At 48.8% G+C, this 12,335-nt stretch carries 13 protein-coding genes; 10 read left to right on the top strand and 3 right to left on the bottom strand.

Annotated elements, in window-relative coordinates:
* From Q0256_RS03920 to Q0256_RS03935, 4 genes are all read left to right on the top strand, one after another.
* On the top strand, positions 1-2,164 hold a 2,164-nt coding region (locus Q0256_RS03920; RefSeq protein WP_297960218.1), incomplete at its 5' end, for a TonB-dependent siderophore receptor.
* A gap of 570 nt (positions 2,165-2,734) precedes the next feature.
* Positions 2,735-4,636 carry an ABC transporter ATP-binding protein/permease gene (locus Q0256_RS03925; RefSeq protein ID WP_297960220.1) on the top strand — a complete coding sequence of 634 codons (1,902 nt, stop codon included), beginning with the start codon at positions 2,735-2,737 and terminating at the stop codon, positions 4,634-4,636.
* Between the two features lie 457 nt (positions 4,637-5,093).
* Positions 5,094-5,234, top strand: coding sequence for a hypothetical protein (locus tag Q0256_RS03930; protein ID WP_297960222.1), 141 nt, complete (start codon positions 5,094-5,096; stop codon positions 5,232-5,234).
* Between the two features lie 267 nt (positions 5,235-5,501).
* Positions 5,502-5,990, top strand: coding sequence for a chemotaxis protein (locus tag Q0256_RS03935; protein WP_297960224.1), 489 nt, complete (start codon positions 5,502-5,504; stop codon positions 5,988-5,990).
* Positions 5,991-6,002: 12 nt separating this feature from the next.
* Here the strand turns inward: Q0256_RS03935 and prfA are convergent, their stop codons facing one another.
* Both prfA and rpsT read right to left on the bottom strand, forming a co-directional pair.
* Complete coding sequence (gene prfA / locus Q0256_RS03940; RefSeq protein ID WP_297960226.1) at positions 6,003-7,070, bottom strand: peptide chain release factor 1; 1,068 nt, start codon at positions 7,068-7,070, stop codon at positions 6,003-6,005.
* Positions 7,071-7,094: 24 nt separating this feature from the next.
* Positions 7,095-7,367, bottom strand: coding sequence for a 30S ribosomal protein S20 (gene rpsT, locus Q0256_RS03945; RefSeq protein WP_291938896.1), 273 nt, complete (start codon positions 7,365-7,367; stop codon positions 7,095-7,097).
* 152 nt (positions 7,368-7,519) lie between these two features.
* Here rpsT and glmM point away from each other — a divergent pair, with 152 nt between their 5' ends.
* From glmM to nhaA, 6 genes are all read left to right on the top strand, one after another.
* Entirely contained in the window at positions 7,520-8,860 is a 1,341-nt protein-coding gene (glmM, locus tag Q0256_RS03950; RefSeq protein WP_297960227.1) for a phosphoglucosamine mutase, read from the top strand.
* A 98-nt stretch (positions 8,861-8,958) separates the two neighbouring features.
* Positions 8,959-9,420 carry a signal peptidase II gene (lspA, locus tag Q0256_RS03955; protein ID WP_297960229.1) on the top strand — a complete coding sequence of 154 codons (462 nt, stop codon included), beginning with the start codon at positions 8,959-8,961 and terminating at the stop codon, positions 9,418-9,420.
* A complete protein-coding gene (locus Q0256_RS03960; protein ID WP_297960231.1) occupies positions 9,407-9,604 on the top strand; it encodes an NINE protein in 198 nt (65 codons plus the stop codon). Before lspA ends, Q0256_RS03960 begins: the two co-directional genes overlap by 14 nt.
* A 42-nt stretch (positions 9,605-9,646) precedes the next feature.
* A complete protein-coding gene (locus Q0256_RS03965) occupies positions 9,647-9,799 on the top strand; it encodes an SHOCT domain-containing protein (RefSeq protein ID WP_297960233.1) in 153 nt (50 codons plus the stop codon).
* Between the two features lie 9 nt (positions 9,800-9,808).
* Positions 9,809-10,249, top strand: a complete 441-nt coding sequence (locus tag Q0256_RS03970; RefSeq protein ID WP_291938887.1) for a CopD family protein — start codon at positions 9,809-9,811, stop codon at positions 10,247-10,249.
* A gap of 64 nt (positions 10,250-10,313) precedes the next feature.
* Complete coding sequence (gene nhaA / locus Q0256_RS03975) at positions 10,314-11,477, top strand: Na+/H+ antiporter NhaA (RefSeq protein ID WP_297960235.1); 1,164 nt, start codon at positions 10,314-10,316, stop codon at positions 11,475-11,477.
* 157 nt (positions 11,478-11,634) lie between these two features.
* Here nhaA and Q0256_RS03980 read toward each other — a convergent pair whose 3' ends face one another.
* Positions 11,635-12,162, bottom strand: a complete 528-nt coding sequence (locus tag Q0256_RS03980) for a cysteine hydrolase family protein (RefSeq protein WP_297960237.1) — start codon at positions 12,160-12,162, stop codon at positions 11,635-11,637.
* Positions 12,163-12,335 lie beyond the last annotated feature (173 nt).

Raw genomic sequence — 12,335 nt, forward strand, 5'->3', positions numbered from 1 at the left:
GGCCGATCTGTCCACTACCGAGGGCACAGGGATGTATACGACCGATAATATGAATACCGCCACGGGCCTTGATCTAAGCATCCGCCAGACGCCTCAAACCGTTTCCGTCGTGCCCGATCAGCTCATAAAGGATTTGAGCCTTACCAAGGTCGACGACGCGCTAAATTACGTACCGGGTATTACCGCTACTAGCAGATTCGGTATGAGTTTGCCGATTTCAAGGGGATTTAACATCGATAATATCCAAGAAGACGGCATGCAATCCACTACTGCGCTTGCGGCGCAGGGGCTTTACGGGCAGTCTAAGGAGCACACGGATTTGGCATTTTACGACCGCGTCGAAGTTTTACGCGGCGTCGCGGGTCTTACGCAGAGTAACGGCGAGCCGGGCGGAACTATAAATTTAGTAAGGAAGCGCCCTCAAAAAGAGCTCGGAGCGAATTTATCGCTAAGCGCGGGCAGCTATGATTATTATCGCGGCAGCGTGGACGTAACGAGCGGCTTAAACGAAAGCGGCTCGGTTCGAGGACGGCTCATTGGTTTAAGCGGCAAGGAGGGCTCTTATAGAGATCTACAAGGCACCGAGCGTGGCGCGGCATCGGCGATGGTGGGAGCTGATCTAGGAGATTTTAGCGAAATTTTAGCCGGCGTGATCTATCAAAAGACAAGAAGCGTTTACGATCCTTTCGGCATTCCTGTAGTGGGCAAGGACGGCAATGCATTAAATTTAAGCAAAAGAACGACCTTTATATCGGATTGGAGCAGGTCGGTTTATGAAAAATATAATACGTTTTTGGAACTAAATCATAAATTTAGCGATAATATCAAGGCTTACGCCAAACTAAACTATACTCACAGCGAGAGCTTGTTGAAATTCGGCGGCTGGCACGGAGTGGGCAGGGATCCTGCGAGCAGATACATAGGCTATGACAGATACGACAACGGCAGTAAAGAGTTAAGCTTTCAAGTAGGTAGCGATATAAACTATGAGCTGTTCGGACAGAGCCATGATTTTTTCATAAACGCTACTGCGTCGAAGGAGAGATTCGCGCAGCGCGATAGAGACGTTTACGGCGGCGCAGCGGGATTGACGTATGAGAGCTTTAATAAGGGGCTTATAAACAACGAGCCTAATTGGAATGATACGACCGCGCTATGCGCGCTTGGAACCCGCTGCTACAATCTTTACTACACGACTAAAATTTATCAGCAGATGGTTGCGATGGGCACGAGATATAATTTTAACGATGATTGGCATCTGCTCGTAGGCGGTAGATATTCAAGGCTAAAGCGAGAAAGCGCTACGAATAACTATCGCACGGGCCGCCACAGCGAAGACGATATCGTTAAAAAACACAAGATCACGCCTTACGTGGGGCTTACGTGGGATTTTTCGAGAGATCATTCGCTATATGCGAGCTATGCCGAAATTTATAAACCTCAAACCGCTAGGGATAGAAACGAAAAAATTCTAGAGCCGATCGTAGGCTATAACGCCGAAGTGGGCGTGAAGTCGGAATTTTTCGACGGCACGCTAAATACAACTGTGGCTTTCTTTCAGATCGAGCAGGAAAATAGAGCCGTTACCGACTACGATTATTACGACGCTACGGGTCTAAGCAGATCGGTAGCCAGCGGCAAGGTCAGATCCAGAGGCTTTGACATAGAAGCAAACGGCGCAATTACCGATGAGTGGAAAGTATTCGGAGGCTATACCTACAATAAAAGCGAGTATATGAAGGACGAGAGGCGTTTTGCGGCGCTAAGCAACGTCGATTACCGCAAGGGTGCCAATGCCAAGCCTTGGATCCCTAAGCGTATGTTTAAGCTCTACAGCAGCTACGAAATTCCGCTCGTAGCGCAGCAAAAGATCACTTTGGGCGCCGGATTTCGATATCAGAGCAAGACCGACAACCAATATACTAGGCACAATATCTCAACGGGCGCTTATTACCCCGCTAATGACATCCCCGTACAGGGCGGCTACATGATATGGGACGCCAACGCCGCGTATGAATATAACGAGAATTTTAGCCTAAATTTATCGGTAAAAAACATAACCGACAAGCGTTACTTCGTCAATCAAAATAACAGAGTAGCGGGGCAAAACAACTACTACGGCGAGCCGCGGAATTTTATGCTGACGTTTAATTATAAATATTAAGGCGCTGTTTTGCTCAAAGTCTGCCCGCGCCTTGCTTTGGGCGGGATGCATAAAATTTGCGAGTAAGTCGTATTCGCAAAGCTTTATGCTCTCAGATCGCGCGGGTTGGCGTCGGCGCGAGCGCAGCGGGGCTTGCATGAAGGTATGAGTTGATCGGCGCTCATTAAGCTTGAGCAATCCGGTGCGCCGAAGTCTGCAGACGGGCTTTGCGCGAATAACGAGAGCGCGATTAAATTTTGCATTCGTTCGCGCGGATTTTGTACTTGCAAAGCTGCGAGCGGAGCGAGCACGCAAAGGCGCGTGAGCTAAATTTATCGCAATCCGCGCATGGCGGGCGGGTAAAATTTGAACGAAGCCGCGGGATTAAAATTTAGCTCGCGATTTGGTTGATTAGCGATTGATTAGCGCAGGCGATGCGGGCAAGGGCGATAAATTTAATCTCGCGAAATTCCAAGCGAATTAAACGCGCAGACTTGCGAGCATAAAATCCGCTCGCGAGCCTGCGGGATCAAATTTAATTCCGCGATCTCGCTGCAACCGGCGCTAAATTTTAAAATTTAAAGAGAAAATTTGAAAACGCTAAAGCAATTTTTTGAAATTCTACGTCCGCACTGGTTCGGCAAGGGCGCGGCGAAGCTGTGGGCACTGCTGCTGCTCGCGCTTGGTTTTAGCCTCGCTATCATCAAAATCAGCGTGCTGATGAACGCGTGGGATAAGCGCTTTTACGACGCGCTAAGCGAGCTTAAAGGCGAGCTCATTCCCGCGCTCGTGGGCGAGTTTTTGCTCTACACGGCGCTCATTGTGCTTTTCATCGTCTGCGGCAGCTGGCTTCGCAAACTGCTCGTAATCGTCTGGCGCGAGCGGCTAAGCGCGACGATGGAGCGCAAATGGCTATATAACGCAAACTTCTACCGCACTAGCCTTGAGGGGAATTTCAGCGCCACAGGCGGATCAAATTTAGAAAAACCCGGCGACGTAAATTTAGATGAAAATTTAAACGAGCGCGCAGAGTATTCCGCAGTCGAGGCGGACAGCGCAGCTTTACATAGAGACGCAAAGGGGTTTGAAATTTTACCGAGCACGGCGGAGCAAAATGCAGCAGGGCAAAGCGGCGCAAGCGAGAATGGAATTTCATCTAAAACTCGCGTAGATCGTGAAATTTCAAAAACAATCGCAAAGCTAGACAACCCCGATCAGCGTATCGCCGAGGACAGCTTGCTGCTCGTGCAAAAAAGCGTCGATCTCGTAAAATCGCTCGTCTATAATCTTGCCAAGCTCATCGCCTTCGTTGCGATCTTGTGGCAGGTCTCGAAGGTGTTGAAATTTGAAATTTTCGGCATGCACTTTGAGATCGAGGGCTTTTTGCTCTACGTCGCGCTCCTTTATACGCTGCTTTGCTCGCTGATCACGCATCTCATCGGGCGCAGGCTTAGGGGGCTAAATTTTGCTAAGCAGCGCGCCGAAGCCGATTACCGCTCGGATCTGTTGCTCGTGCGCGAAAACGCAGAAGCCGTAGCCTTTATGCGCGGAGAGGATGCCGAGCGCGGCCGCTTTCGCGCGAGCTTCGGCGAGATCATGAGAAACTGGCGCAGCATCATGAATACGGAATTTCGCCTCGAATGCTTTTCGGCAAGCTACCTAAAAATCACGAATTTAATCCCGATCTTTGCCTGCTTGCCGCTGTATTTGTCGCAGGCGATGAGCTTTGGCGACATGATGCAGGCGCGCTCGGCGTTTTACAGCGTGCAGGACGGATTTGCGTGGTTTATGGACTATTACAAGCAGATCATGGAGTGGGCGGCGAGCGTGCAGAGGATCTATGAGTTCATCTCGCGCATGGACGACGAGAGCGCAAATCTGCGTGCTTGCGCCACACAAAGCGACGAAAATTCCGCTCGTTGCAAGAGCTTGTCGGTCTTCACGCCTGCGGGCGAGCCGCTGATCGAGGATCTACGTTTCGAGCTTGCGCCTGCGCAGTTTATAATGCTGCGAGGCAAGAGCGGCGCGGGCAAAAGCACGGCTCTGCGCTACGTAGCGGGTCTTTGGAGATACGGCCGCGGTGAGATCAGCCTGCCGCGCACGGGCGTGATGTTTATCCCGCAAAAGCCCTATCTGGCGCCGCTTAGCCTAAAAGAGCTCATTTCCTATCCGCAGCCGCCGCGCGCAGACGATGCGGAATTTTTAGAAATTTTACGCAGCGTAGGGCTTGAGAAATTTGCCCGCATGTTAACCTCGCGCGCCGATTACGTTAAAATTTTAAGCGGCGGGGAGGCGCAGCGGCTTAGTTTTGCGCGGATACGCTACCACAAGCCGAGCTTTGTTTTCGCGGACGAGATCACGTCCGCGCTCGATCCGGCCGCAGCGCGCGAGCTGCTACTGGGTCTGCGCGCGGATCTACCGAGCCTCGGCATGCTAGCGATCGTGCATCAAACGGGGCTTGAGGACATATTTGAGCGGACGATAGAGCTTTAAATCGGTTGTCTAAATTTCACGCCGCAGGGATTTTGCCTTTAAATTCATATCTTTTTAAATCCAGATTTATTAAAATTACTCATTTATATTAAGCGGCGATAAAATTTAGCCGAGGCACTCGGTGTTCGTATATATGGGCATCGGCACCCGCGTGGCTAGGCGCTCGCGCGCAGTCGGCGGCGGGCAGGCACTACGGCGCGGCGAGCGGCTTGGAGGTCGGTAGACGGCGCGTGATCGCGATTTTGCGCGAAATTAAGTCGGTAAAATTTAAACGCAAGATGATCTGCCGAGGAGACGTCGCCTAGATAAAATTTTAAACCGAGCCGCGATCGGTAGCGTAACGGCGTGCTAAATGAGCGGGCGGCGGCGGCGGCGCGATGCGCGAGCGTCGCGATAAGTCGGTAGCGCGTCGGATGGCGCGCAACACATCGACGGCGCAGACGGCACGCCGCGGCTGATGAGAGACGCGGCGATACGTACCTACTCGGCGCCGTATGACATAACCTTCGCTCGGGTATATCATCATCGTAACGGCGCTACGATCAAAACGAACAACGTTGCCGTGGCGGCGGATCGGCAGCACAAGGGCGCGGCGTGATTGCGGCGGCGACAGCATAAAATGCCGCAATATGGCAACCGCGATCGACAGGATGCGTATGTAGGGAAAGCGCAGTGCAAGTAGTGCAAACGTCGCGATACGATGATGGCGATCCGCGGAGCGTATAGGCAAGCAGCGGTGCGGGTGGCGCAATAACGCCGAGGCGATACGATAGCGGCGACCGACGAGGCGTACCGGTGCAGCAGCTTAGCGCTTGCAGGCACTCCGCGTGAAGTCGCTAAATTTTAAAAAAAGCAAGGAGATTTGATGCTTAAGGCGGGGATTGTTTATAAATTTGCGCTCATCGTGCTAATAGGCTGCGCGCTTTGCATTTTGGGCTTTTCGGGCGCCTACTTTGCGCGCGGCGAATATGACGAGACGTGGATGAGCCTGCATAAGATCGCGGGATTCGGCCTGCTTTGCGTCGCGATCTTGCATATAATCACGAGGCGAAAGAAGATCGTAAAGCTCTGGGGCGAGTTTTTGGACGTGGTGTTGAGCCGCAAGAATCCGGGCTTTTGTAATATGGATCGCATCATCGGCGCGATCGAGTCCTACAATATCAGAGAGATCGCTGGTAAAATGGGCTTTAGTGCGGACGAGCTCGCTGTGATTTTGAAATCAAACGATATCAAGCTCATAAGCGCAGATCAGGGCCTACGCGAGCTTGCGAAGTTTAACGACGAAAAAATTTTCTTCATCTTGGTGCTTTTAATCGAGGCAAAATTCGGCAAAGCAGGCGGATGCAAGGTCTAAATTTTAAAAGGCTTAATAGCCCGCGTTTGCGATCGCTTCGGCTTGAGAGTGTGCGATGAGCGGATCGATAATCTCGTCGAACAAGCCCCCTGCCATGATCGCGTCTAGGCGGTAAAGTGTTAAATTTATGCGGTGGTCGCTGATGCGGTTTTGCGGATAGTTGTAGGTACGAATTCGCCCCGAGCGGTCGCCGGTACCCACCTGATCCTTGCGATCTTTGCGCTCTTTTTCTAAGCGCTCCTGCTCCTGCATATCGTAAAGGCGCGCCTTTAGCACCTTCATCGCCGCCTCTTTGTTTTTGTGCTGATCCTTGCCGTCTTGGTTGGTGACGACTAAACCGGTCGGGATGTGAGTGATGCGAACGGCGCTATCGGTGGTATTTACGGACTGCCCGCCGTGGCCGGAGCTGCGCATAACGTCGATGCGAAGGTCGTTCGGATTGATCTGTATCTCGCTATCCTCAATCTCGGGCATGACGGCGACGGTAATCGCGGAGGTATGCACCCTGCCCTGGCTCTCCGTTTCTGGGACGCGCTGCACGCGGTGGGTGCCGCCTTCAAATTTCAGCCGCGAATACGCTCCCGTGCCCTTTACGAGTAAGATAGCTTCTTTATAACCGCCGACGCTACCTTCGCTGGTACTTACGATCTCGCATTTATAACCGCGAAGATCGGCGTAGCGCAGATATGCGCCGAGCAGATCGCCCGCAAACAGCGCCGCTTCGTCGCCGCCCGTACCGGCGCGGATCTCTAAAAAGATATTCTTATCGTCGTTGGGGTCTTTTGGAAGCAGTAAAATTTTGATTTTTTCTTCGAGCTGCGGTTTTTCGCTCTCTAAGTTTTTAAGCTCCTCTTTGGCTAGCTCGCCGAGATCGGCATCGCTTAGCAAGGCTTTGTTTTCTTCGATCTGATTTAAAATTTTAAGATACTCGCTAGCCGCCTCTTTGATCGGCTCGATATTGCGCTGCTCCTTAGATAGCGCCGTCATATTAGCGATATCTGCAGTAACTGCGGGATCGCTAAGCATGCGCGAAAGCTCGTCGTAGCGATCCAAAAAAGGCTTTAGTTTATCGGCTAGCATTTAAATTTTATGCGTAAGGAGCTCTTACGCGGCGGTTTTTAAAGAATTTACGAGTTTGGCTAGGCGGCTTACTTTTCTGCTCGCGGTCTGTTTTTTCAAAAAGCCCCTGCTTACGAAGCTGTGAAAGCTTTCATTAGCCGTTTTTAGAGCCTGAGTCGCTGCGTCTAGATCCTTGCTCTCGACCGCCTCTCTTACGGCTTTTGTGATATTTTTTACTCTGGTGCGATAAAACCTATTTCGCTCCGTTCTTTTTATGGTTTGTCTCGCGCGTTTTTCGGCGGATTTGTGATTTGCCATAATGTTCCTTTTCAGTTAAATTTGAACCTGCGATTATACGTAAAAAATATTTAATCGACGCTTAATTTAAGTAAAATTTAAATATAGTTTAAATTCATGTAGATTAAACTTTTTCTGGTAGAATTTGCCGATTTTTATACAAGGATTTGATAATGAAACTTTTCGGAACGGACGGCGTACGCGGCAAGGCAGGGGAATTTCTGACCGCCGAGCTTGCGATGCGCGTAGCGATGGCGGCGGGGATTTACTTTAGGAAAAATTCCGTTACGAATATGATTTTAGTCGGCAAAGATACCCGCAGAAGCGGCTATATGATAGAAACAGCGATCGTTACGGGCCTTACCTCGGTAGGCTATAACGTCCGCCAGATCGGACCGATGCCTACTCCCGCAATCGCATTTCTCACCGAGGATATGCGCTGCGACGCAGGCATCATGATAAGCGCGAGCCACAATCCATACTACGACAACGGTATTAAATTTTTCAACAGCGAAGGCTTTAAACTCGACGAAAAAGAGGAAGCGCAGATCGAAAAAATTTATTTCAGCGACGAGCTCATCTCTGAGGCGCGCACCAAAATGATGCAAATAGGCGCTGCAAAGCGCGTGGACGACGTCATCGGCAGATACATCGTGCATATTAAAAATTCCTTCCCGAAGCAAAAGACGCTGCACGGGCTTCGCGTCGTGCTTGATTGCGCAAACGGAGCAAGCTACAGGGTCGCGCCTACCGTATTTAATGAGCTGGGGGCCGAAACGATCGTCATCGGCGACGAGCCTAACGGCAAAAATATTAATGATGCTTGCGGCGCGCTAAGCCCGCAAAATTTAGCCTCGGAGGTCAAAAGATTACGCGCCGATGTCGGCTTTGCCTTCGACGGGGATGCCGATAGGCTCGTAGTCGTGGACGAAAACGGCGAGATCATCCACGGCGACGCGCTACTTGGAATTTTAGCAGTCTATTTGAAAGGAAAAAATCGCTTAGCAGGCAATAAAATGGTAGCCACAGTGATGAGTAATTCTGCGCTGGAGGATTTTTTAGCTAAACACGACATCGCGCTTCATCGCTGCAATGTAGGCGATAAATTTGTACTTGAGACGATGCACGAACTAGGCGCAAATTTTGGCGGCGAGCAGAGCGGGCACGTGATCTTTGGCGATTACGCCAAAACGGGCGACGGCATCGCAAGCGCGCTGCAATTCGCCGCCTGCATGCTGGATATGAAAAAGAAGGCAAGCGAATTTTCGGGGATGATTAAGCCCTATCCGCAAATTTTAAAGAATTTAAAAATTTCGGATAAAAAGCCGCTTGAAAAATTAAAAGGGCTAAAGGAGCTTGAAGCAAGCCTCAAAGCGGACAAGATCCGCTCGCTCTTTCGCTACTCCGGCACCGAAAACGTTATCCGCCTCTTAATCGAGGGCAAAAACGAAAAACTGCTTCAAAAGCGAATGGACGAGGTCGAGAAATTTTTTACCAAAGCCCTAAATGAGTAGCGTTGCGGTGAAATTTTACGGCGCGACAAGCTCATGGCTCGGTACAAAAGGCGCGGACAAAAAATGCAGGCTTTACATATTTAAATTTGGATTGCAAGATGGCTAAAACCTGTATTAAATTTATCTTGCTTTTCGCGGTGATCTTTGCGATCGATCAAACGATCAAACTTCTGTTTTTAAACGGCTTTTCGTGGCAAGGGGAGTTTTTTTCGCTAGAGCTTACGCTTAACCGCGGCGTTGCGTTTTCGATGTTTGCGTTTTTGGGCGAAAATTTAAAATTTATCCAGATTGCGCTGATCTCAGCGCTTGCAGCGTATGTATTTTGTCATAAAAAGCTCTTTTGCGAGCACTGGATGCCGTTTGCGCTGATGCTTGCTGGAGGCTGCTCGAACCTGCTCGATCGCTTCATTCGCGGCGGCGTCGTGGATTACGTCGCGTGGCATAAATGGTTTGAGTTTGCAGTGTTTAATTTCGCCGACGTGATGATAGATCTAGCCGTCGTGATTTTTATTTTTCAGGGCTTACGCACCGCAAAAAAGGAGAAAAATGAAGAGAAATAATTACATCGCTTACGCGCTTTGGTTTTTAGGTGCGTTTTCGTGGATCGCAGCTATGCCGATCGGCGGCGGACTGCATAGAATTTATTGCGGCAAATTTATCAGCGGATTTGCTCAAATCGCGCTATTTTGGCTAGGGAGCTTTACACTATGGTTTTTGGTGGGCTTTTTGTTTTGGGCGATTTAGGGAATTTGGATTTTGCTAGACATATTTTTCGTAGGAATTTGGGTGGAAGATTTAAATGCTTTTGCAAGTGAGACGGAGGAGGACGACTACGAAGGACGTCTAAAAAAAGTCGATGCGCTCTTTGAGCTGTATCAAAAAGGCGCGATTTCTAAAGAAGAATTCGAGACGCGAAAAGAAATTTTAATGAGAGATTAAGGAGAAAAAATGAGTTACTATTGGTTTAAATTTGTCCATTTTGCGGGCTTTATTTCATGGATGGCGATGCTGTTTTACATGCCGCGTCTGTATGTTTATCACGCTGAAAATTTAGACAAGCCGGATTTCGTAAAGGTCGTTAAAAAGATGGAGCGGATGCTCTATCACGCGATCGGCTGGATAGCGATGGCAGTGACGGTTTTTAGCGGCGTGATGCTTATCGTTTTAAATCCGGGGCTTATGAAAATGGGATATTTTCATATAAAATTACTAGCCGGGGTTTTGCTAATCTGTTATCATTTGTGGCTGTATTATTATATGTATAAATTTGAAAAAAACGAGTGTCACAGGAGCGGAAAATACTTCCGTGCGATCAACGAAGGCCCTACGATCATAATGTTTATAATACTTTATGCAATGCTAATAATGCCGAATTTACCGAGCAACTAGCCCGTTTTGATAAAAATTTAATTAAAATTTGCATAAAATTAAGGCAAAATTTTAAAGGAAACATGTGCAACATATCATTAAGAAAATTTTATCAAGCGAAAGTAGCGCCGGCGTTATATTACTTCTATCCGCGGTTTTTGCGATCGTAGCTCAAAATGTAGAATTTTTATCGAAATATTACGAAGCGTTTTTGCATTTGAGATTTACCATAGGCGTGGGTTCTGCAAAGCTCGACGAATCGATGCATTTTTTGGTAAACGACGTGCTTATGGCAATATTTTTCTTTGCCATCGGACTTGAGCTCAAGCGCGAAAAGATCGAAGGGCAGTTGCGCCATTTCTCTCAAATTTTACTTCCTAGCTTCGCGGCTCTGGGCGGAGTAATGATGCCTGCGATCATATTTTCGATCATCAACTGGGGCGATGCCGTCGCGATGAAGGGCTGGGCGATCCCTACGGCGACAGATATAGCCTTTGCCGTGGGCGTGATGGCACTTTTAGGCAAAAAAATCCCAGCTAGCCTTAAAATTTTCGTTTTGACGCTTGCGATAATGGACGATCTGTGTGCAATTTTAATCATCGCTTTGTTTTATTCCTCTACCATAAACGCAATCTATCTAGGCGGCGCAGCTGCCTGTGTCGCAATAATGCTAGCGATGAGCAGACTTGGTGTCGATAAAAAGCTTCCGTTTATCATCGTGGCCGTGGTGCTGTGGGTGATGGTACTAAACTCCGGTATCCACGCGACCATCGCAGGAGTGCTTGCGGGTTTTTGTATCCCGCTTAAGACCCGCTCGGGCTCTATGCTAAAGGATATGGAGCACGGACTAGCCTACCCCGTAAATTTCTTCATCCTGCCAATCTTTGCCTTTACAAACGCAGGCGTTTCGCTAGCGGGTATCAGTCCTAGCTTCCTTTTCGGTCCGGTGCCGATGGGTATAATGCTAGGGCTATTTTTCGGTAAACAGATCGGAATTTTTGCCTTCAGCTGGATCTTAATCAAAGCCAAAATCGCCTACATGCCCGAAAACGCAGGCTGGCCGCAGCTTTACGCAGTAGCAATTATCTGTGGTATCGGCTTTACGATGGCACTTTTTGTCGATGGCCTCGCATATGGCGGCAGCGATATGTATCATTACACAGACAAGCTCGCGGTATTTTTAGGCTCGATAATTTCTGGAGTAGTGGGATTTTTCGTCGCAAAAGCAGTCGCGGTAAAACAAAGCTAAAATCCGTAAAGGGTTAGAGTCTTAAAATTCTACGAGTAACACAAAATTTGAAAATTCTACCGCTCAAAAAATTTCAAAATTTTAAGAGCGGCTCTAAATTTTAAAAATTTATACGCTACAAAATTTTGCTTAAAATTCTATTTGAATCAAGCGCAGCTTAAATCACCAAAATCCCCGCATTTTGCATTAAGCTTAGCGTGCATTCGTCATAGTAGCCGCGCTCATGGTTCGGCGCATCGTATGTAGCTACCGCACCTCGCGGAACGATGACGTCCTTATCCTCTCCCGTTTCGTTGAGATAGGTGCGCAGGCTAAGCGCAAACTGCATCACGCAGATGTCGGTGCAACAGCCCGTAATCACAAAGCGATCGAAGCCGCCCAGAATTTTCTTATCCAAATTATGAAAGCCATTCGTGCTACGCTTAAAAGTGACGTTTTGCTCGCTTACGTAGGGCGCAAGTTCCTCGATCACCTCCGCTTCGGGCGAGCCAACTAGACAGTGGATCGGGTAGCGCTTCATCTCCAAATCCCGCTCGGCGTGAGCGTCGCAGATGAAATGCACGTTTTTCGCCGCCTCAATCTGCCTAATCACCGCAGGAGCGATCTTTGCTATGCTAGGATCGGCCATCGCGCCGAATTTTACGAAGCCGTTTAGCATATCGATCACAAATACCAAAGTTTTCATCAAAACTCCTTATAAATTTCAGGTTTCATATCTTTTAAAAGATCCATTTTAGCGCGAAATTTTAAAATTTCATCTAAATCCGCTCGAGCAATCTTTACGGCCTCTTTTTTGCCTAAGCGCGCGACGATCTCGCCGTAGGGATTTATCAGCATGGAATTTCCGCCGAAACTCTC

Source organism: uncultured Campylobacter sp., assembly GCF_937949835.1.
Lineage (GTDB): Bacteria > Campylobacterota > Campylobacteria > Campylobacterales > Campylobacteraceae > Campylobacter_B.

Coding starts and splice junctions, on each gene's coding strand:
- prfA (WP_297960226.1), bottom strand. CDS start 7,070: ATGCTAGCCGATAAACTAAAGCCTTTTTTGGATCGCTACGACGAGCTT.
- Q0256_RS03970 (WP_291938887.1), top strand. CDS start 9,809: ATGAGTTACTATTGGTTTAAATTTGTCCATTTTGCGGGCTTTATTTCA.
- glmM (WP_297960227.1), top strand. CDS start 7,520: ATGAAACTTTTCGGAACGGACGGCGTACGCGGCAAGGCAGGGGAATTT.
- Q0256_RS03960 (WP_297960231.1), top strand. CDS start 9,407: ATGAAGAGAAATAATTACATCGCTTACGCGCTTTGGTTTTTAGGTGCG.
- rpsT (WP_291938896.1), bottom strand. CDS start 7,367: ATGGCAAATCACAAATCCGCCGAAAAACGCGCGAGACAAACCATAAAA.
- Q0256_RS03935 (WP_297960224.1), top strand. CDS start 5,502: ATGCTTAAGGCGGGGATTGTTTATAAATTTGCGCTCATCGTGCTAATA.
- lspA (WP_297960229.1), top strand. CDS start 8,959: ATGGCTAAAACCTGTATTAAATTTATCTTGCTTTTCGCGGTGATCTTT.
- Q0256_RS03930 (WP_297960222.1), top strand. CDS start 5,094: ATGAGAGACGCGGCGATACGTACCTACTCGGCGCCGTATGACATAACC.
- Q0256_RS03980 (WP_297960237.1), bottom strand. CDS start 12,162: ATGAAAACTTTGGTATTTGTGATCGATATGCTAAACGGCTTCGTAAAA.